15 protein-coding genes and 1 pseudogene are annotated in these 19,807 nt (G+C 68.2%); 12 read left to right on the top strand and 4 right to left on the bottom strand.

Annotated elements, in window-relative coordinates; genetic code table 11:
* Positions 1 to 5 precede the first annotated feature (5 nt).
* From D103_RS0102185 to D103_RS0102175, 3 genes are read right to left on the bottom strand one after another with little or no spacing between them, the layout of a single operon-like run.
* The gene (locus D103_RS0102185) at positions 6 to 1,592 is read right to left on the bottom strand and encodes a TolC family protein (RefSeq protein ID WP_018875652.1); all 1,587 of its coding nucleotides are present in this window, start codon (positions 1,590 to 1,592) and stop codon (positions 6 to 8) included.
* A complete protein-coding gene (locus D103_RS0102180; RefSeq protein ID WP_018875651.1) occupies positions 1,585 to 4,659 on the bottom strand; it encodes an efflux RND transporter permease subunit in 3,075 nt (1,024 codons plus the stop codon). Before D103_RS0102180 ends, D103_RS0102185 begins: the two co-directional genes overlap by 8 nt.
* Positions 4,656 to 5,876, bottom strand: coding sequence for an efflux RND transporter periplasmic adaptor subunit (locus D103_RS0102175; protein WP_018875650.1), 1,221 nt, complete (start codon positions 5,874 to 5,876; stop codon positions 4,656 to 4,658). Before D103_RS0102175 ends, D103_RS0102180 begins: the two co-directional genes overlap by 4 nt.
* Positions 5,877 to 6,012: 136 nt before the next feature.
* Here D103_RS0102175 and D103_RS0102170 point away from each other — a divergent pair, with 136 nt between their 5' ends.
* From D103_RS0102170 to D103_RS14355, 5 genes are all read left to right on the top strand, one after another.
* Entirely contained in the window at positions 6,013 to 6,528 is a 516-nt protein-coding gene (locus D103_RS0102170) for a TspO/MBR family protein (RefSeq protein WP_018875649.1), read from the top strand.
* A gap of 351 nt (positions 6,529 to 6,879) precedes the next feature.
* Positions 6,880 to 7,893: an ArsJ-associated glyceraldehyde-3-phosphate dehydrogenase gene (locus D103_RS0102160; RefSeq protein WP_018867069.1), complete on the top strand. Its 1,014-nt coding sequence runs from the start codon at positions 6,880 to 6,882 to the stop codon at positions 7,891 to 7,893.
* A 5-nt stretch (positions 7,894 to 7,898) separates the two neighbouring features.
* On the top strand, positions 7,899 to 9,128 hold the full coding sequence (gene arsJ / locus D103_RS0102155) for an organoarsenical effux MFS transporter ArsJ (protein WP_018875647.1): 1,230 nt from the start codon (positions 7,899 to 7,901) through the stop codon (positions 9,126 to 9,128).
* Between the two features lie 153 nt (positions 9,129 to 9,281).
* A complete protein-coding gene (locus D103_RS0102150) occupies positions 9,282 to 9,563 on the top strand; it encodes a type II toxin-antitoxin system ParD family antitoxin (protein ID WP_018875646.1) in 282 nt (93 codons plus the stop codon).
* 3 nt (positions 9,564 to 9,566) lie between these two features.
* Positions 9,567 to 9,923, top strand: a complete 357-nt coding sequence (locus tag D103_RS14355) for a type II toxin-antitoxin system RelE/ParE family toxin (protein ID WP_081618342.1) — start codon at positions 9,567 to 9,569, stop codon at positions 9,921 to 9,923.
* Here the strand turns inward: D103_RS14355 and D103_RS0102145 are convergent.
* Positions 9,904 to 10,821, bottom strand: coding sequence for a LysR family transcriptional regulator (locus D103_RS0102145; RefSeq protein WP_018867066.1), 918 nt, complete (start codon positions 10,819 to 10,821; stop codon positions 9,904 to 9,906). The two genes, D103_RS14355 and D103_RS0102145, sit on opposite strands and share 20 nt — an antisense overlap.
* A gap of 280 nt (positions 10,822 to 11,101) precedes the next feature.
* On the opposite strand from D103_RS0102145, the gene leuC reads away from it, so the two are divergent.
* From leuC to truA, 7 genes and pseudogenes are all read left to right on the top strand, one after another.
* On the top strand, positions 11,102 to 12,514 hold the full coding sequence (gene leuC, locus D103_RS0102140; protein ID WP_018875645.1) for a 3-isopropylmalate dehydratase large subunit: 1,413 nt from the start codon (positions 11,102 to 11,104) through the stop codon (positions 12,512 to 12,514).
* 3 nt (positions 12,515 to 12,517) lie between these two features.
* On the top strand, positions 12,518 to 13,168 hold the full coding sequence (leuD, locus tag D103_RS0102135; RefSeq protein ID WP_018875644.1) for a 3-isopropylmalate dehydratase small subunit: 651 nt from the start codon (positions 12,518 to 12,520) through the stop codon (positions 13,166 to 13,168).
* Between the two features lie 126 nt (positions 13,169 to 13,294).
* Positions 13,295 to 14,368, top strand: coding sequence for a 3-isopropylmalate dehydrogenase (leuB, locus tag D103_RS0102130; protein WP_196800196.1), 1,074 nt, complete (start codon positions 13,295 to 13,297; stop codon positions 14,366 to 14,368).
* 99 nt (positions 14,369 to 14,467) lie between these two features.
* Positions 14,468 to 15,493: an aspartate-semialdehyde dehydrogenase gene (locus tag D103_RS0102125; RefSeq protein ID WP_018875642.1), complete on the top strand. Its 1,026-nt coding sequence runs from the start codon at positions 14,468 to 14,470 to the stop codon at positions 15,491 to 15,493.
* A 108-nt stretch (positions 15,494 to 15,601) separates the two neighbouring features.
* Positions 15,602 to 18,096: pseudogene (locus tag D103_RS13330) on the top strand (FimV/HubP family polar landmark protein).
* A 176-nt stretch (positions 18,097 to 18,272) separates the two neighbouring features.
* Positions 18,273 to 18,935: a hypothetical protein gene (locus D103_RS0102115; RefSeq protein ID WP_018875639.1), complete on the top strand. Its 663-nt coding sequence runs from the start codon at positions 18,273 to 18,275 to the stop codon at positions 18,933 to 18,935.
* A gap of 55 nt (positions 18,936 to 18,990) precedes the next feature.
* Positions 18,991 to 19,800 (top strand): tRNA pseudouridine(38-40) synthase TruA, encoded by an 810-nt coding sequence (truA, locus tag D103_RS0102110; protein WP_018875638.1) that lies wholly within the window; start codon positions 18,991 to 18,993, stop codon positions 19,798 to 19,800.
* The last annotated feature ends 7 nt before the right edge of the window (positions 19,801 to 19,807 follow it).

The following is a 19,807-nucleotide window of genomic DNA, read 5'->3' as shown; positions in this document are numbered from 1 at the left end:
TCGGATTACAGGCGAATCTCCACGCGTTCGGCACCCGGGGCGTCGATGCCGCGGTGCAGCAGCAGGGTGCCGCTGGCATTGAGCAGTTCGGTGCTCAGCTGGCGAAAGCGCACCACCGTCTCGGTCAGGTTCAGGCGGCTCTCCAGCAGGTCGCGCTGGGCCTGGGCCACGGCCAGGGCGGTCCCGGCCCCGACCCGAAAGCGGGTCTGTTCCACGCGCAGCAGTTCTTCCTGTAGTTCCACCGTCTCCTTCTGGGCCTGGATCTGTTCGCGCACACGGGCGGCGTCGAACCAGGTGGCGCGCACGTCCTCGATGGCCAGCTGTTCCAGGTTGGCCAGGGTCTCCTGGATCTGCTGGCGGGTCAGGCGCGCGCGGGTGTGCTCGGCCTCGGCCGCGCGATTGCCGATGGGCATCTCGAAGCGCAGGCCGGCGGCCAGGTCGTAGCCGTCGCCCTGGCGGTCGCGCCAGGTGCGGCTGAAGCTGTCGGCGTAGCCGGACTGGCCCAGGGTCACGAAGAAGTCCAGGCGCGGCAGCAGGCCGTTGCGGGTGCGCACGACTTCCAGCTGGTTGCGCTGCACGCGCAGGCGGGTCTCGTTGAGGTCGGCGCGGTGGTCGCGGGCCAGCGCCACGTAGGCATCCAGGGGCTCCAGGGCGTAGCGCTCCAGCTCCGGCTCCGAACGGGCCTCTAGCCGGGTATCCCAGAGCCCGCCGTTGTCGGCCTGCAGCAGGCGGGCCAGCGCGTCCTGGGCGCGGGCACGGTCGGCCCGCGCGTCGATCAGGCCCTGGCGGCGCAGCGCCACCTCGGCGCGCGCGGATACGGCCTCGGTCTCCGGGCGGTCGCCGGCCCGGATGCGGCGTTCGGTCTGGTCCAGCTGGGCGCGGGCGACCGCCAGGGCCTCCTCGAAGATGGCGATCTGTGCGTCGGCCAGTACCAGGTCCCAGTAGCGGCCCTCCACATCCGTGATCAGCTGCTCCACGAAGCCGCGTACCTCGTATTCCGAGGCCTCCACGTCCAGGCTGGCCTGGCGCAGGCGCACCAGGTTGGATTCGATACGGCCGCCCCGGAGCAGGGCCTGGGTCAGGCTGAGCCCCGCGCGGGTGGTGAACTGCGGGGTGTCCACGCGCGAACTGGAGGCGCGGGAACTGCGCAGCGAGACCGTCAGGTCGGTGCCGGTGGGAAGCGCCTGGGTGATCCCGGCCTCCCCGAAACGGCGGGTGGTTGTCACCGTGTCGGTCTCGCCGATCTGTTCCAGCTGGCGCACGCTCTGGTCGCGGCTGATCTCCAGCTCGGCGAACAGCTCGGGGTCGAACACGGCGCGCTCCTGGGCCTCGAAGGTGCCCTGGATGGCCGTTTGCAGGCGCTCGGCCCGCAGGCCGCGGTTGTTCTCCAGCGCGCGGGCGACGGCCTCCTCCAGCGACAGCGTCTCCTCCGCCACCGCCTCGCGCTCGAACGGGCGGGTGTCCAGCAGGGCCTCGGCGGGCAGCGACAGGCGCAGGCCCTCGGGGGTGTCCTGGGCGTCCGGGGCGTCGGCGCCCTGGGCCGGGAGAGTCAGGGCGAGCGCGACGAGGCAGGTCAGCGTTTTTCTAGGCATGTTCCGTTGCGACTCGATAGACCGGTTGTGGATGTTCGCCCCGGCGGTGGAACAGCAGGTACAGCGTCGGGATCAGCACCAGGGTGATCAGGGTAGAAGACAGCAGGCCGCCGATCACCACCCGCGCCATCGGGGCCTGGGCCTCGCCGCCGTCGCCCATGCCGATCGCCAGCGGCGACAGCGCGAGGATGGTGGTCAGCGTGGTCATCAGGATCGGGCGCAGGCGCTCGCCGGCCGCGGCCACGATCGCCGCGGTCAGTTCCATGCCGTCGTCGCGGTGGCGCCGGGCCATGCGGTCCACCAGCAGGATCGCGTTGTTCACTACGATCCCGACCAGCAGCAGGATGCCGATCAGCGACTGCACGTTGAGCGTGGTGTCAGTGATCAGCAGCGCCGCGGTGACGCCGATCAGGGCCAGCGGGATGGAGAACATCACGATCAGCGGGTCGCGCAGGGATTCGTACAGGCTGGCCATGACCATGTACACCAGCAGCGTGGCCAGCAGGGTGCCCAGCAGCAGCTCGGAGAAGGCCGCCTCCTGTTCCTCGATATCGCCGGTGACCGAGAAGTCGATCTCCTCCGGCAGCGGGATATCCGCCAGGGCGGCACGCACGTCCGCCGCGACCTCGCCCAATGAACGGTCGCCGATATTCACGAACAGGGTGCTGATGCGCGCCTGCTCGCGGCGCTGGATGCTGTCGGGGCCCATCGCGGTTTCAAAGGAAACAAGGCTGCGCAGGGCGACGCGCTCGCCGTCCTCGCTGCGCACCGTCAGGTTCAGCAGGTCGTCCAGCGAGCTCTGGTCGGCGTCGCGCAGCTGGACCCAGATGCGGGTCTCGTCGCCCCCGGCGCGCAGCTGCCCGGCGCTGGAGCCGCCCAGCGCGGTCTCCAGGGTCTGGGCGATGGTGCGCACGTCCACGCCCAGGTCGGCGGCGCGGGCGCGGTCGATGCGGGTGGCGAACTCGGGCTGACCGCCGTCGGAGCCGACGCGGGTATCGGTCACGCCGGGGATGTCGGACAGCGCGGCCTCGAACCGCTCGACCACCGCGTTCATCGTCGGCAGTTCGAAGCCACGGACCTCGATGGACAGGCTCTCCTCGTCCGCGCCACGGCCGAAGCCACGGAAGAAGATCCCGCTGGAGGCGCGTACGCGGATCTCGACCCCGGGCGGGCTGCCCAGCGCCTCGCGCAGCGCGGCGGCGATGGCATCGGAGGAGCGGCTGCGGCTTGCGCGAGAACCGACCATTACGCGCATGTTGCCGGAGGCCGGCGAGGAGGCCCGGAACGCCGAGGCGCCCGAGCTGGAGACCAGGTTTTCCAGTTCCGGGACCTCGTCGCGGATGATCGCCTCCAGCCCGGCCATGGTGGCGTACAGCTCTTCCAGCGGGGTGCCGGGTTCCATGGATACATGCACGCGCAGCTCGCCCTCGTCGGTGGCGGGCAGGAACTCGGTGCCCACGCCGCGCAGGCCGGCGAGGGCGATCATCATCAGCAGCAGGCTGATGCCGATGACCATCCACGGCTGGGTCAGGGTGCGCTGCAGCAGGCCCTGGTAGCGATGTTCCATGCGCGCGAGGGCGCTGGTGTCGCGCCTGGGCATCGGAGCGCGGGCCATCAGCATCGGCACCAGGGTGAGGGCAACGATCAGCGAGCCGGCCAGGGCAAAGGCGACCACGGCCGCCAGGGGCTTGAACAGCTGGCCGGCGAGTTCCTCGGCGAAGAACAGCGGCAGGAAGATCGCGACCGTGGTCAGGGTGCTGGCGATGATGGCGGGCGCGACCCGTCCGGTGCCGCTGATCGCGGCCTCGGCGGCGGTCTGCTCGGCGTGTTCTTCACGTCGGCGGGCGATGCTCTCGATGACCACGATGGCGTTGTCCACCATCAGCCCCACCCCCAGCGCGATCCCGCCAAGTGTCATCAGGTTCAGCGAGTAGCCGCCGAAGTACACCAGACCAAAGGTCGCGATCACGGCCAGCGGGATCGCGGTGGCCGCCACCAGGGTGTAACGGATATTGCGCAGGAACACGAGCAGCACCAGTACCGCCAGCGCGCTGCCGTAGAGGATGGCCTGGCCGACATTGGTGATGGAGTTGCGGATGAACCCCGCCTCGTCGGTGACCGCGCGGATGTCGATCTGAGGGAAGTCGCGGTTCAGGCGTACCAGTTCGGCGTGCACCGCCTCGGAGACCTCGACCGTGTTGGCGTCGGCCAGCTTGCGCACCGCGAGCTGGACGCCTTCTTCCTCGTTGACCCGGAAGCGGCGGGTGACGCGCTGATGGGTATCGCGTACCTCCGCGACCTGGTGCAGGTGGGTCACGCCATCCTCGCTGCGCTGCACGATGGTGTCGCGGACCTCGTCCACCGAGCGGAACTCGGCCGGGGTGCGCAGGCGGTACTCCCGCCGGCCGTCCATGATCGGCCCGCCGGGGGTGATCACGTTGGCGTCGCGGATGCGGTTGCGCAGGTCGTCTAGGCCCAGGTCGATGGCCTCGAGACGCTCCGGGTCCACCTCCACGCGGACCTCGCGCTCCAGCCCGCCGAAGGTGTCGACCGCGGCCACACCGGGGATGCGCTCCAGGCGCGGGGCGATGCGGTTGTCGATCAGGGTGCGCAGGTGGATGGCGTCCAGCTGCGAGCCCACCCCCAGGCGCATGATGGGCGAGTCCTGGGTGTCGAACTGGCGCACCAGCGGGCGGTCGGCATCATCCGGCAGGCGGTCCTCGATGCGTGCCAGACGATCGCGCAGGTCGTCCACGGCCTGGCGGATGTCCGTGCCCCAGGCGAAGTTGATGCGGACGTTGCTGTTGCCCTCGGCCGAGGTGGAACGGATCTCCTGGGCACCCGTGATCGCGGCCGCTGCCTGTTCCACCGGCCGTGTGACCAGTTGTTCGACCTCCTCGGCCCCGGCATTGGGGTAGGAGGTCATCACGGTGACCACGGGGTAGGTGATGTCGGGCAGCAGGTCCACCGGCAGGCGCGTCAGCGCGGTCAGCCCGAGGATGACCACGATCAGGGCCACCATACTGGTCAGCACGGGGCGGTGGACGGTCAGGCGCGCGGGATTCACGGGGTCTGTGCCTCGCGCGCGTCATCGCGGTCGGGGATGCGGCCCGGTTCGCTCAGCCGCAGCGGGGTACCGTCCGCAAGCAGGTGCTGGCCGAGGATCACGACCTCGGTGCCCGGCGGCAGATCGGGTTCCAGCAGTTCGACCCAGTTCCCGTCACGGACACCGGTGACGGCCTGATGGCGCCGGGCCGTTGGGCGCTCGCCACTGCGTTCCACGCTGAATACGGTGGGCCCGGCCTCACGCTGGATGATCGCGTCGCGTGGGATGGCCCGCGCGCCGTCGCGCTGGCCCAGGGTGATCGCGGCCTCGACGAACATGCCCGGGCGCAGGCGGACGTCGTCGTTGGGCAGTTCCACCTCGATCCGCGCCTGGCGCGAGCCGGGGCGGAACTCCGGTGCGATCCGCGCGATGGTCCCCGCGAATGCGGTGTCGGGGTAGGCGCCGGTGCGTACCTCAGTGGCCTTACCGGGAGACAGCCGACCGTAGTCGGACTCCGTCACGGCCAGGATCGCCCGGACCGGCTGGAGCCGGACCAGCGCCAGCGCCGGCTCGCTGGCGCTGATGACCGTGCCGGGATCCACATGCCGTTCTGCCACCCAGCGCGTGCTGCTGGATGCATCCGCCTCGATGCGGGTATAGCCGAGCTGGATCTCGCGGGTGCGCAGTGCGGAGCGTCGCTGCCGGATCTGCGATTCGGCGAGGGCCACTCGGGTCTGCGCCAGGGCCAGTTCGGTCTCGGCGGCCTCCAGCTCGGAACGCGAGGCGATCCCCTGATCGCGCAGTTCACGGGTGCGCTGCAGTTCGCGCCGGGACGCGTCGCGGCTGGCGATGGCCTCCGCCAGGCTGGCCTCGGCCACTTCCAGTTCCGCCGCGGCCTGGGCGACGTCCTGCTCGAACTCTTCGGTGTCCAGTTGCAGCAAGGGGTCGCCCGGTTCCACGCGGTCCCCCAGATTGACGAAGATCTCGGCGACCCGGCCGCCGACACGGGGCGTGATCTCGATGCGGTCCGCACCCTCGATGCTCCCGGTGAAGCGCCGGCGCTCGACCAGGTCACGGGTCTCGATGGCGGCCACCGCCACGGCCACCGGTCGCGTCTCGCCACCGCCGGGGCGACTGCTGGGCGCTGCATCGTCATCCGGAGCGAGCAGCATCCAGCCCAGCAGGCCGGCGGCCAGGAGGAAGAGAACCGCGGTGATCAGGGTGGCGGGGCGGGGCATTGCAGCTCGCTTTTGTTCGGGGTGGTCAGGGGGAGTGTGGCGTGGTTCACTGAATCCTGAATGAATTCGGTTCGGAATCCGGGCCTTGTTCGGGACATCCTGCCATGCGACCGCGAATCTCGAGGAGAATTCTGTAATGACACGCGATACGGCCCGTGCGCCGCGTCCGCGGCGACGCTCTTTCGGTGGGGACATGCTCGGGCTGCTGGCCTGGATGGTACTGGTGTTTGCCGTGGCGGGGCTGGGGGGCTGGGCCACCAGTCTTTCGGTGGGCGACTGGTACCCGACCCTGGCCCGGCCGCCGTTGAACCCGCCGGATGCGGTGTTCGGCCCGGTCTGGAGCGTGCTGTTCGGGCTGATGGGGCTGGCGGCGTGGCATGTGTGGCGCCGCGTGGGCCTGACCGGGGCGCCGGTCGCGCTGGGTCTGTTCCTGGCGCAACTCGCCCTGAACCTGGGCTGGTCGGTGCTCTTCTTCGGCCTGCAGCGCCCGGATCTGGCGCTCGCCGAGATCCTGATCCTGTGGCCGCTGATCCTGGCGACATTAATCGCCTTCTGGCGCATCGACCGCATCGCCGGCGCGCTGCTGGTGCCCTACCTGCTGTGGGTCGGCTTCGCCATCTACCTCAACGCCGGCATCGTCTGGCTCAACTGATGGCTTGCGGCTGAAACCTGGTTCGACCACGAAGCCCACGAAGGCACGAAGGAGGGCAAGGGCTTGTTACCACAGAGTGTGCACAGAGGACACAGAGAAACCGAAGCGGCTACGGCGTTTCGGGTGACGAAAGAGGACAGAACCAGCGACCGCGTTTATCAGGCCTTCCCGCTTTTCAGCCTTAGCCCTTCTTCGTGTCCTCCGTGCTCTCCGTGGTGAAATCGCCCTTGACCTCGCCCTTCTTCGTGCCTTCGTGAGCTTCGTGGTGGAACCGGGCTTTGCAGCGGCCGGGTGTCATGCGTTGGTCATGTGGGCGGAGTATCCTGACGCGATTTTTCGCGGGAGGGCGTCATGGCCGTACGAGTTGGCATCAATGGCATGGGGCGGATTGGCCGCCTGGCGCTGCGCGCGGCCTGGGATCGGGACGATCTCGAGATCGTGCACCTGAACGAGGTCGCGGCGGACGGTACGGTTACCGGACACCTGCTGGAGTTCGATTCGGTGCATGGGCGCTGGGATCACGGCATCCAGGCCGAGCCGGACGCCCTGCAGATCGATGGCCGCAGCCTGCGCCACACGCAGCTGGGCGAGCCGGGGCAGGTGCCCTGGGCCGAGTCCGGTGTGGATATCGTGATCGATGCCAGCGGCGCCTTCCGCACCATGGAGACCCTGCAGCCGCACTTCGACCGTGGGGCCCGGCGTGTGGTCGTCGCGGCTCCGGTGAAGGACGAGCGGGCGCTGAACGTGGTGATGGGCGTCAACGATGCGGCCTACGATCCGGCGCGGCACCATGTGGTCACCGCTGCCTCCTGCACCACCAACTGCCTGGCGCCCCTGGTCAAGGTGCTGCACCCGGCCCTGGAGATCCGCCACGGGACGATCCTGACGGTACACGACATGACCGCCACGCAGTCGCCTGTGGATCTGCCGCGCGACAATCTGCGCCGGGCCCGTGCGGCCGGGCTGAACCTGATCCCGACCACTACCGGCTCGGCGAAGGCGATCGGTGACATCTTCCCCGAACTGAACGGACGGCTGAACGGCCATGCGGTGCGCGTGCCGCTGATGAATGCCTCGCTGACAGACTTCACCTTCGAGGCGGCGCGCGAGACCTCCGCGGAGGAGGTGAACGAACTGCTGCGCTCGGCGGCCGCGGGCGAACTCGCCGGCATCCTGGGCTTTGAGGAACGCCCGCTGGTCTCCAGCGACTTCCGCACCGACCCGCGCTCGTCCATTGTCGATGCGCAGTCGACGATGGTGGTGGATGGGACGCAGGTGAAGGTGCTGGCCTGGTACGACAACGAATGGGGCTATGCCAACCGGCTGGTCGAACTGGTCGCGCGCGTGGCCGAGCAGGGCGTGTAGGACGGATGAGCAGCCCGGCCGAAACGCCGAACGCACCGCCCTTCCTGGGGCTGGGCGCCTACGCGCGCATCACCGCGAACTACTGGGCGTTTACCGTCACCGACGGCGCGATCCGCATGCTGGTCGTGTTGTTCTTCCACCAGCTGGGCTACAGCCCGCTGGAGATCGCGTTCCTGTTCCTGTTCTACGAGCTGTTCGGGGTGCTCACCAACCTGACCGGCGGCTGGCTGGCCGCGCGGCTGGGGGTGAACACGACGATGATTGCCGGGACGCTGCTGCAGGTCGCCGCGCTGCTGATGCTCACGGTGCCCGAGGCCTGGCTGGGCGTGGCCTACGTGATGTTCGCGCAGGCCCTGTCCGGGATCGCCAAGGACCTCAACAAGATGAGTGCGAAGTCCGGCGTGAAGCTGGTGGCCGGCGACGGGGAAGGGCGGCTGTTTCGCTGGGTCGCGGTGCTCACCGGCTCGAAGAACGCGCTGAAGGGGGTGGGCTTCTTCGTCGGCGGCGCGCTGCTGTACTCGGTCGGATTCCAGATGGCGCTGGTGATCCTGGCCGGGATGCTGGCGGTGGTGATGCTGTTCTCCATCGTCGGCCTGCCGCGCGGGCTGGGGAAGGTCGGGGGCAAGCCGAAATTCACCCAGATGTTCTCCAACTCCGCCGCGATCAACGTGCTCTCGGCCGCGCGGTTCTTCCTGTTCGGCGCACGTGATGTCTGGTTCGTGGTCGCCTTGCCGGTATTCCTCAGCGCGACACTTGACTGGAACCACATGCAGGTGGGGGCGTTTCTGGCGCTGTGGGTGATCGGTTACGGGATCGTGCAGGCCTCGGTGCCGCGCCTGCTGGGCCGCGGCGGGCTGCATCCGACCGGGCTGACCGCGCGGTTGTGGGCCTTCATCCTGATGCTGCTGCCCATCGGCATCGTAATCGGCCTGGAGACGGGGCTGGACCCGGCCTGGGTGCTGATGGTCGGGCTGGGCGTGTTTGGCGTGGTGTTTGCGATCAACTCCGCCGTGCACTCGTTCCTGATCCTCGACTACGCCGATGCCGACCGGGTCGCGATGAAGGTCGGCTTCTACTACATGGCCAACGCCGGTGGGCGTCTGGTCGGCACCGTCGCCTCCGGCGCCATCTTCATGGTCTGGGGCCTGGAGGGCGCGCTGATCGCCTCCACCTTGTTCATCTTCGCCACCTGGATGATCTCCTCCCTGCTGCCCCGCGAGGCCGCCCGCGCCTGATGCCGGCAAGGCTCGGTTGCCGTTGTCGAGAATCGTGCAGCGCTCGTTTTGTTGTGTGCACAGCCCGCAGAGAAGGGGCGTGCGGAGGGGCGGCGCCTGGATCGCACGTGGCTCTTGGCATAAAATGCCAATAGTGGTGGACGGAGGTTAACCATGCCTACACGAAACATTGTCCTGACGCCGGAGCAAAGCGGGTTTGTGGAGCAGCTGGTTCGATCCGGTCGCTACCAGAACGCCAGCGAGGTTCTGCGTGACGGGCTCCGCCTCGTAGAGGCTCGTGAGCGGGAGCAGGAGGCGCGTCTGGAAGCCCTGCGGCGGGCGACTGCGGAAGGTATTGCGGACGTCGAGGCAGGCCGCTACACCGAACTCGATACGGAGCGCGTCCTCGAGGCGCATTTGCAGGCACTGACCGAACAGGCCATCGCGAAGAGATAAGCCGTGAACGAATCATCCGGACAATGGACTGTCCGTCTCGCGGCGTATGCCGAGCAGGATCTTCGGGATATCGTTTCGTGGACGGCGGAGCACTTTGGCGAGCAGCAGGCCCGTACCTATGCCGGTACCCTTTCCGCGGCGATCCGGGCATTGCAGGGCGGGCCCGCCATCCCGACTGTGCGCAGCCGCGAGGATATCGGTCCGGGTATCTGCACGCTCCATGTCGCACGCGGAGGGCGGAGAGGCCGACACGTGCTCGTTTTCCGGCCCGCGTCCGACAAACCCCGTTGTGTAGAGCTATTGCGTGTGCTCCATGATGCAATGGACCTGCCCGGCAGGCTCACACCTGGAGATCGGTAAGGTCCGGGGGCTCCTGATCCTCCCCGTTATGTAATCCCTCGATCACGGCCGCAAGGGTCCGGGAGCGGTAGCGGTCCGCGTGGCGGACCCAGCCGAGCTGGCGGGCGATGGGTGGGGCGGGCCATTCGAGGATGGCCAGCTCGGCGGTGGCCATGGTGCGGGGGAGGAAGCCGATCCCGAGGCCGGTGGCGATCATCATGCGGATGACCTCCAGGTACGGGCTTTCCTGTGCCGCGGCGGGGTGCAGGCCCTGTGCGGCCAGGGCCTGGTCGATCTGGCGGCGGGTGGTGGAGCCCACCGGCGGAAGGATCGCCGGCCAGTCATGCAGCCGTTGCAGTGTCTCCAGCGGGGCATCCTGGGCGCGGCCGCGGGCGATCATCGGGACCAGGTCATCGGTCCAGACGGCTTGGGCCTCCGAGCCCTTCGGCAGGTCGTCCGGCAGGGTGGCCAGGGCCAGGTCGGCGTCGCCGTGCATCACCGCCTCGATGCCGGCCTCGGAATCCATGAACGCGAGTTCCAGCTCCAGCTCGGGGTAGCGGGTGCGCAGGGCGGCCAGCGGGGCGGGCAGGCGGTGCAGGGCAATGTGGTGGGAGGTAGCCATGCGGATGCGGCCACGCACGACCTGGTCGAGGTCGGCCACCTGCTGCTCGATCGCGTGCAGGCGGGCCAGTATTTCGCGTGCCTCGGGCAGCAGGCGTTCGGCGACCTCGGTGGGCCGCACGCGGCGCCCCTGACGCTCGAACAGGGGCCGTTGCAGGGTCGCCTCCAGCGACTGGATGCGCTTGCTGATCGCCGGCTGGGTCAGGTGCAGCCGGTCGGCCGCGGCGGAGAAGGCGCCGGTATCGACCACCGCCACGAAGGCCTGCAGGGACTCGATGCTTAGCTGTTCCGGGCGCATCTATCGCCTCCGTGGGATAATGACCGGCTGACTGATGCGACTCCGCATCGCCAATCCATAACCATATGGAATGATAAAGATAATAAATCGGATTTGAAAGAATGTAAGGGCGGCCGCAGACTGGCAATGCGGTGGTGCCGCTCGTCTGTAGGAGGCCAGCCCTCTGGCCGATCCGACGTCGGGGCCCATCGGCCAGTGGGCTGGCCTCCTACAGGGGGCTTTGGCGGCCGCGCATCGAAAACATGGCTGGAACATCGCGGCGCGGCCGCGGGAGCAGGTAATGGCAGGCAAGACACTGTACGACAAGCTGTGGGAGGCGCATGTGGTGCGCGAGGAGCCGGATGGCTCGACGCTGCTCTACATCGACCGGCACCTGGTGCACGAGGTGACCAGCCCGCAGGCCTTCGAGGGTCTGCGTCTGGCCGGGCGCACGCCCTGGCGCGGGGATTCCGTGCTGGCGGTGCCGGATCACAATGTGCCCACCGCTGATCGGGACAAGGGCATCGCGGATCCGGTCTCGCGCACCCAGGTGGAGACGCTGGAAACCAACGTCACGAGCCTGGGGCTGAAGTTCTTCCCGATGGCCGATGTGCGCCAGGGCATCGTGCATGTGATCGGCCCCGAGCAGGGGGCCACTCTGCCGGGCATGACGGTCGTCTGCGGCGATTCGCATACCTCCACCCACGGTGCGCTGGGCGCGCTGGCCTTCGGCATCGGCACCTCCGAGGTCGAACACGTGCTGGCCACGCAGTGCCTGTGGCAGAAAAAGACCAAGGCCATGCAGATCCGCGTGGAGGGCGAGCTGCGCCCGGGCGTGACCGCCAAGGATGTGGTGCTGGCGATCATCGGCCGCATCGGTACCGCTGGCGGCACCGGCTATGCGATCGAGTTCGCCGGCTCGGCGATCCGCAGCCTGTCGATCGAGGGCCGCATGAGTATCTGCAACATGTCCATCGAGGCCGGGGCCCGCGCGGGCATGGTCGCGGTGGACGAGAAGACCATCGAGTATGTACGCAACAAGCCACAGGCGCCGAGCGGCGAGTTGTTCGAACAGGCGGCGGAGTACTGGCGCACGCTGGTCTCCGACCCGGATGCCGAGTTCGATGCGGTGGTGGAGATGGATGCCGCCGAGATCGCCCCGCAGGTGAGCTGGGGCACCTCGCCAGAGATGGTCGCGCCGATCACCGGTCGCGTGCCGGACCCGGCGGCCGAGTCCGATCCGGTGCGCGCCGAGGGCATGAAGCGGGCGCTGGAGTACATGGATCTGCAGCCGAACACGCCGATGACCGAGATCCGTCCGGACAAGGTGTTCATCGGCTCCTGCACGAACTCGCGGATCGAGGACCTGCGTGCGGCCGCCGAGGTGGTCAAGGGCCGCAAGAAGGCCGACAACATCAAGCTGGCGATGGTGGTGCCGGGCTCCGGGCTGGTGAAGCAGCAGGCGGAGCAGGAAGGGCTGGACCGGATCTTTCTGGATGCCGGCTTCGAGTGGCGCGAGCCGGGGTGTTCCATGTGCCTGGCGATGAACGCGGACCGGCTGGAGCCGGGCGAGCGCTGCGCCTCGACCTCGAACCGAAACTTCGAGGGCCGTCAGGGGCAGGGCGGGCGTACCCATCTGGTCAGCCCGGCGCTGGCCGCCGCGGCCGCCGTGGCCGGGCACTTCGTCGAACCGTCGGCACTGAAGGAGGCGTAAGCGATGCAGGCCTTTACCGTACACCGTGGGATTGTCGCGCCGCTGGATCGCTCCAATGTCGACACCGACGCGATCATCCCGAAGCAGTACCTGAAGTCGGTCAAGCGCACGGGCTTTGGCCCGAACGCCTTTGACGACTGGCGCTACCTGGACCCGGGCGAGCCCGGCATGGACAGCTCCCAGCGCCGTATCAACCCGGATTTCGTGCTCAACCAGGCGCCGTTCGACCAGGCGAGCATCCTGCTGGCGCGCAAGAACTTCGGCTGCGGCTCCTCGCGCGAGCACGCGGTGTGGGCGCTGACCGACTTCGGTTTTCGCGCGGTGATCGCGCCGTCGTTCGCGGATATCTTCTTCTCCAACAGCTGCAAGAACGGCCTGCTGCCGGTGGTGCTGGCGGAAGACGAGGTGCAGACGCTGTTCGAGCAGGTCGAGGCGAACCCGGGCGCACAGGTCGAAATGAACCTGGAAGAGATGACCGTAACGGCGCCGGACGGTACGGTGTTTCGTTTCACGCTCGACGAGGACCGGCGCCACCGCTTGCTGAACGGCCTGGATGATATCGCCCTGACGCTGCAGTACGCCGATGACATCCGCGCCTTTGAGGAGCGCCAGCGCCGCGAGTGGCCGTGGATGGCGGAGCACTCGCAGGGCTGAATGGCACCCCTTGTAGGAGGCCAGCCCTCTGGCCGATTGGGCCTGTCCTGGCGCCCCATCGGCCAGGGGGCTGGCCTCCTACAGGTAGAGAAGAAATTCGATTGATCTGATGGTTAGGAGAGGTTTGTGAGCCGAATTCTGGTATTGCCCGGGGACGGGATCGGGCCCGAGATCGTGGCCGAGGCGCTGAAGGTGCTGGAGCGTGTGGGCGAGATCGGCGGGCTGGATCTGGAGATCGAGCAGGGCCTGATCGGGGGCGCGGCGCATGATGCGGCCGGGCATCCCTATCCGGAGGCCACCCGCGAGGCGGCGCGCCGCGCCGACGCGATCCTGCTGGGCGCGGTCGGCGGCCCGCAGTACGAATCGCTGGAACGTGATCTCCGCCCCGAGCGTGGCCTGCTGGGTATCCGTTCTGACCTGGGCCTGTTCGCAAACCTGCGCCCGGCGATCCTGTATCCGCAGCTGGCCTCGGCCTCCACGCTGAAGCCGGAGGTGGTCAGCGGGCTGGATATCCTGATCGTGCGCGAGCTGACCGGCGGGATCTACTTCGGCCAGCCGCGTGGGATCGAGGAGCGTAACGGCGAGCGCTACGGCTTCAATACGGCCGCCTACAGCGAATCGGAGATCGAACGCATCGCGCGGGTCGGGTTCGAGGCCGCGATGAAGCGCGGCAAGCGTCTGTGCTCGGTGGACAAGGCCAACGTGCTGGAGGTCTCCGAGCTGTGGAGGGAGGTGGTCGAGCGTGTAGGGAAGGAATTCCCCGAGGTCGAGCTGTCTCACATGTATGTGGACAATGCAGCGATGCAGCTGGTGCGCGATCCCAAGCAGTTCGACGTGATGGTCACCGGCAACATGTTTGGCGACATTTTGTCCGATGCCGCGGCCATGCTGACCGGCTCCATCGGCATGCTGCCCTCGGCCTCGCTGAACAGCGAGGGGGTCGGTCTGTACGAGCCGATCCACGGCTCCGCGCCGGATATCGCCGGGCAGGGCAAGGCCAATCCGATGGCGACCGTGCTGTCCGTCGCGATGCTGCTGCGCCACAGCCTGAACCGCAATGACCTGGCCGAGCGTCTCGAGCAGGCCGTGGGCCGGGTGCTGGATCAGGGCCTGCGCACGCCGGACATCTTCGGCGAAGGCATGACGCTGGTGGGCACCCAGGGGATGGGTGATGCCCTGGTGGCCGCGCTGGAGAGCTAGGCGTTGTAGCCAATGATGCGTTTCGCTGCGCTCAACGCATCCTACGAGTATTACGAATAATCAATATCTTGAAGATAGAACTTAAACCGGGAATGAACGATGAGTGACCGCAAGTTTGACGTGGCCGTGGTGGGCGCAACCGGCGCCGTCGGCGAGACCCTGCTCTCCATCCTGGCAGAGCGCGACCTGCCGCTGGGGCGGGTGCATGCGCTGGCCAGTTCGCGCTCGGTCGGCAAGACGGTCGCCTTCGGCCGCCGCGAGCTGGAGGTGGAGGATCTGGCCACCTTCGATTTCTCCACCGTGCAGATCGGGCTGTTCTCGCCGGGGGCCTCGGTGTCCGCGGAATACGCGCCGAAGGCGGCCGCGGCCGGCTGCGTGGTGATCGACAACACCTCGCAGTTTCGCTACGACCCGGAGATCCCGCTGGTGGTGCCGGAGGTCAACCCTGAGGCCGTCTCCGGATACAAGAAGCACGGGATCATCGCGAACCCGAACTGCTCCACCATCCAGATGCTGGTGGCGCTGAAGCCGCTGCACGACGCGGTCGGCGTCGAGCGCATCAACGTCGCGACCTACCAGGCCGTCTCCGGCACCGGCAAGGATGCGATCGAGGAACTGGCGCACCAGACGGCGGCACTGCTGAACGGCCGCCCGGTCGAGTGCAACGTGTATCCCAAGCAGATCGCGTTCAACGCGCTGCCGCACATCGACGTCTTCCAGGACAACGGCTACACCAAGGAAGAGATGAAGATGGTCTGGGAGACCCGCAAGATCATGGGTGACGAGTCCATCCTGGTGAACCCGACCGCCGTGCGCATCCCGGTGTTCTACGGCCATTCCGAGGCCCTGCACATCGAGACCCGCGAGAAGATCAGCGCGGAGAAGGCGCGCGAGATCCTGTCCGCCGCGCCGGGGATCACGGTGCTCGACAAGCACGAGGACGGGGGCTATCCGACCGCCGTGACTGAGGGTTCTGGCAAGGACGCCGTGTTCGTCGGGCGTATCCGCGAGGACATCTCGCACCCGCGCGGGCTGGACCTGTGGGTGGTGTCGGACAACGTGCGCAAGGGGGCCGCGCTGAACACAATCCAGATCGCGGAGGTTTTGATCCGCGATTACCTGTGATTTAATCCGGGAAAACGCCGGGCATCGGCCCGGCACATTCGTGGCCAGGGGGTCGCCAGCCGTACCGGCAGGGGCGTTTAGGCCACGCGGCACTTTCAGGGGGAATTCGTGCGCAAGTTTCTGGTTGGGTTTTTGTTCTTGCTGCTGGTGGCCCCGGCGTCGTCTAGCTCCGTGGGCTTTGGTGAAGTCAACCTGCAATCCTTCCTGAACCAGCCCTTGCGGGCGGAGATTCCCTTGCGCGGCGCCTCGGGGGTCGCGGACTCCCTCCGCATTCGCCAGGCGTCCGAGGATGCGTACCGCCGTGCCGGTCTCAACCGCGGGAGTGTTCCGGGTGACCTGAACTCCAGCTGGATGGCGATCGCGTGATCCTGACCACCCGCCGGCCGGTGCGCGAACCGTACGTCGGGATTCTGCTGGAGGCGCGCTGGGATGGCGGGCGTGCCATGCGAGAGGTCTCCCTGCTGCTGGACCCGCCCGGGACCATGCCGTCCGGGGCCTCGGCACCTTCTGTGAGCCAGGCCGACGCCGCGGCACCGCGCACGCCCCGCGCCGGTGAAACCCTCCAGGTTCGCAGTGGCGATACGCTCTACGCGATCGTGCGCCGCAGCGGGATCTCCGGTTACAGCGACGAGCAGGCCATGCTCGCGTTCCTGGATGCCAATCCCCAGGCCTTTATCGGGAACAATATCAACGCACTCCGGGCGGACGCCGAGCTGCGCACGCCGTCGCGCGAGCAACTGGAGGCCCGCAGCGCCGCCGCGGCGCGCGCCGAGGTGGCCGACCAGACCCGCTCGTGGCAGGAGTCTACGCGTGCCGCGCAGGAAGAGCCCGAGCCGGCACCGGCCGATGACGCCGTGGCCGCCGCCGAAGAGGACGCGGCGGTGGAGGACGACGCGGCCGCCGTCGAGGACGAAGAGACGGTCGCGGCCGAAGAGTCCGAGCCAGCGGCGGAGGATGACGCCGCTGCAGTCGCTGACACCGATCCGGCGGTGGCCGAGGATGATCCCGCGGTTGCCGAGGAGTCCGTCGCCGACGAAGGGGTGGAAGACCGCCTGGAGATCGTGGCCGATCTGCTGCCGGAAGACGCTGAAGCCGGTGTGGCGCAGGGGGGTTCCGAGGAGCTGCTCCAGGAGGCCCTGTTGTCCCAGCGCGCCGAGATGGAGGGGATGCGCGAGGAGCTCTCCGAACTGCGCGAAGAACTCGGGGAACGCGGTCGCCTGGCCGAGATCTCCAGCGAGAACATGGCCGAACTCGAGGAGCAGCTGAGCCAGCTGCGCGCCGAGCGCGAACAGCTGCGTACCCGCCTGGATCGCGCCGATGCGGAGCGGAACGCACCGCTGCACGAGCGCATTATGAATGACCCGCTGTTGCTGATGATGGCGATCGCACTGGTGGTCCTGCTGCTGCTGGTGCTGCTGGCCTTTGCACGCGGCGGCCGCCGCGAGGTGATGGTGGACGAACGGGGTGCCGGCTTGAAGCCGCGCGCCGACAACAGCAAGGTTCAGGCGTCCGGCGTCGAATCGGCCGGCTATGAGGCGAAGGAAGTCGACCACACCGAAGGTTCGCATTCGGCGATGGCCGGTGCGGCGACCGGCGCCGCGGCCGGGACCATCATGGGGGCTGCCGCGGCCCGATCCGACGACGAGACCGAAACCACGCAGGAGGAATCCGCGCATCCGCCGGCCGAACCGGAGGAAGAGGTCGGGGAAGTCGTGGTTGCCAGCACCAGCGAGGGTGCGGCAGGCATGGACGACGTCCTGGCCGAGGTGGATGTATGCCTGGCCTACGGCATGAATGATCAGGCCGTCGAGACGCTGAACGCGGCGCTCGAAACCAGTCCGGACAACAAGCAGTACCGGCTGAAGCTGGTCGAGGCACATGTCGCGCTGGAAGACGAGGCGGGTGCGCGCGAGGCCGCGAATGCCCTGCGCGAGCGTCTGGGGCCGGACGACGACGAGATGCGCGATCGTCTTTCGGAGCTGGAATCCCGTCTCGGGAGTTCCGCGGGTTCGGCGGGAGATGCTGCGGCCGATTCGCTGGACGACGCGGTTGCGGGCGACGACTCGGGCTCCGCCGATGCCGACGCGGACAGCAACGAGATCGACTTTTCAGGCCTGGACCTCCCGGACGTCGAGACGTCGGACACTTCGGAGGCTACCGAAGGCACCCCGGCGGGCGACGATGAGGGCCTGTCGTTCGACATTGACGAGAACCTTGAGGACGACCTGGCCTCGGCGGCAGAGGCCGATCGCGATGAAGCCGCGTCCGGAGACGACCTGAATAATCTGTCGTTCGACCTGGACGACAGTGAACTGCCGGATCTGGATGCGCCGGCCAGCGGCGGGGACAGCGGCGAAACCGAGGACAGCGGTTTGTCGATGGACGAGGATCTGCAGGTTCCGGGTGAACCGTCGGCGGCGGCCGGGGATGAGGCAGGGACCGGAGACGACGAAAACGTGACCCGCCTGAGCCTGGCGCAGGCCTATGCCGATATGGGCGATGCGGAAGGGGCGCAGGAGCTGATCGACGAGGTCCTCGCCTCCGGCACGGACGAGCAGAAGCAGGAGGCCGAGGCGATCCGGAGCCAGATCCAGGGCTCCTGATCCTCGGGGTAGAGCCGGCCCTCCAGCAACGGATTGCATCTACCGGCTTGCAGTGTACGGCCCCGCTCGGAGGCGCTCCGGGCGGGGCCTTTTGGTTTCGAGGAGGCTGGCGTGTGACCCCTGCCGAACGATCCAACATCGTGCGATCTGCTTCCCGGGAGGTTTCAGCCGCCGGTTTGGCGATCCTGGGTGTTGTGGCCGCCTCGGCCGCTCTGGTGCCGGCGGATCCGCTGGTGGTCGTCCTGGTGGCCGGCCTGTGCGCCGGGCTGGGGCTGACGGGTGGCGTGGAGTGGCGGCGCGCGGGTCGACTGATGCTGCGGCTGAAGTGGTTTTATCTGTCGCTTGCCGTGTTTTACGGGCTTTGGCCGGCACAAGCGGGAGACGCGTTCCAGGGGCTGCAGGAGGCGGGCTGGCGGATTGTCGCGCTGATGCTCGTGGTCGTGCTGGTCGTGTGGTTGACGGGGCGGTTCTCGCGATCGGCGCTGGTGGGCGCGCTTGGTGCGCTCCTGGGCGGGCCGCGCCAGGTACTGGGGGGCTGGGGCGAGCGTTTCGCTCGGCGGCTGTTCCTGGCACTGGCCTTGTTCGAGGACGAGAAGGCCGCCGTCGAGCAGCGTCGCGCAGGCCTGCGTGGATCCCGCGGCGCGCGGCTGCTGGCGGTCCGGGAGTGGCTGGTTGAGCGGCTGGACCAGGCGCTGGCGGGGGGGGCGGAGCTGCAACCGGAGGCCTGGAAGGCAGACGCGGGAAATGCGGAGGGAGGCGTGCCCTGGTGGGGCCTGGCCTGGCTCTGGGGGGGCGTGATGTTGGTCTGGGCGGCTTTGTTGGGGGGCTGGATTGAATAGCGAGCGAGAACGCGTGCATGGCGGAGTCGCGACGCCCGGGGCCGATGCGGACGCGATGGCACCCCAGCGCTGGGCGCTTGGCGTGGAATACGACGGACGCGGGCTGCTGGGCTGGCAGCGCCAGAAGGATGGCCCCAGTGTCCAGGGGCATCTGGAGGCGGCGCTGGGGTTCGTGGCGAATCATTCGGTGGAACTGGTCTGTGCCGGGCGGACGGATGCGGGGGTGCATGCCACGGCACAGGTGGTGCATTTCGATACGCCGGCCCGGCGCGAGCCCCACGCGTGGATTCTCGGAGCCAACAGCCGCCTCCCGGACGCGATTGCGGTGACCTGGGCGCAGGCGGTGCCCGCGACCTTCCATGCGCGGTTCAGCGCGTTCGGGCGGCGCTATCGCTATGTGATCGCGAACCGCGAGATTCGACCGGCGCTGGAAGCGGGGCGGGTGTCCTGGTGGCGCCGACCACTGGACGCCGAACGGATGCATCAGGCCGGCCAGGCCTTCGTTGGCGAGCAGGACTTCAGCAGTCTTCGGGCGGCGGCGTGCCAGGCGAAATCGCCGGTGCGCTGTGTGCATTCGCTGTCGGTACGCCGCCAGGGGCATTACGTGGTCCTCGATGTTCATGCGAATGCCTTTCTGCACCATATGGTGCGGAACATCGCGGGTGTGCTGCTGGCGGTCGGGGACGGCCGGGCCGATCCGGACTGGCCCCTGGAGGTGCTGGCGGCGCGGGATCGCCGGGCTTCTGGTATCACGGCCCCGGCGGGCGGGCTTTATTTCGTGCATGTCGACTACCCCTCGGAGTTTGCGCTGCCGCTGGCCGCCGGACCGGTCGTCGATGGCGTTCCGGGGAATGGGGCGGGGTGATTACGGG

Source organism: Thioalkalivibrio sp. ALE31 (assembly GCF_000377405.1).
Taxonomy (GTDB): Bacteria; Pseudomonadota; Gammaproteobacteria; order Ectothiorhodospirales; family Ectothiorhodospiraceae; genus Thioalkalivibrio.
This window is presented reverse-complemented; position numbering and strand designations above follow the sequence as displayed.

Bases quoted from the DNA above. Each gene is read 5' to 3' on its own strand.
- D103_RS0102160 (WP_018867069.1), top strand. From the start codon at position 6,880: ATGGCCGTACGAGTTGGCATCAATGGCATGGGGCGGATTGGCCGCCTG.
- leuC (WP_018875645.1), top strand. From the start codon at position 11,102: ATGGCAGGCAAGACACTGTACGACAAGCTGTGGGAGGCGCATGTGGTG.
- arsJ (WP_018875647.1), top strand. From the start codon at position 7,899: ATGAGCAGCCCGGCCGAAACGCCGAACGCACCGCCCTTCCTGGGGCTG.
- leuD (WP_018875644.1), top strand. From the start codon at position 12,518: ATGCAGGCCTTTACCGTACACCGTGGGATTGTCGCGCCGCTGGATCGC.
- D103_RS0102175 (WP_018875650.1), bottom strand. From the start codon at position 5,876: ATGCCCCGCCCCGCCACCCTGATCACCGCGGTTCTCTTCCTCCTGGCC.
- D103_RS0102150 (WP_018875646.1), top strand. From the start codon at position 9,282: ATGCCTACACGAAACATTGTCCTGACGCCGGAGCAAAGCGGGTTTGTG.
- D103_RS0102145 (WP_018867066.1), bottom strand. From the start codon at position 10,821: ATGCGCCCGGAACAGCTAAGCATCGAGTCCCTGCAGGCCTTCGTGGCG.
- D103_RS0102185 (WP_018875652.1), bottom strand. From the start codon at position 1,592: ATGCCTAGAAAAACGCTGACCTGCCTCGTCGCGCTCGCCCTGACTCTC.
- D103_RS0102125 (WP_018875642.1), top strand. From the start codon at position 14,468: ATGAGTGACCGCAAGTTTGACGTGGCCGTGGTGGGCGCAACCGGCGCC.
- truA (WP_018875638.1), top strand. From the start codon at position 18,991: ATGGCACCCCAGCGCTGGGCGCTTGGCGTGGAATACGACGGACGCGGG.
- D103_RS0102170 (WP_018875649.1), top strand. From the start codon at position 6,013: ATGACACGCGATACGGCCCGTGCGCCGCGTCCGCGGCGACGCTCTTTC.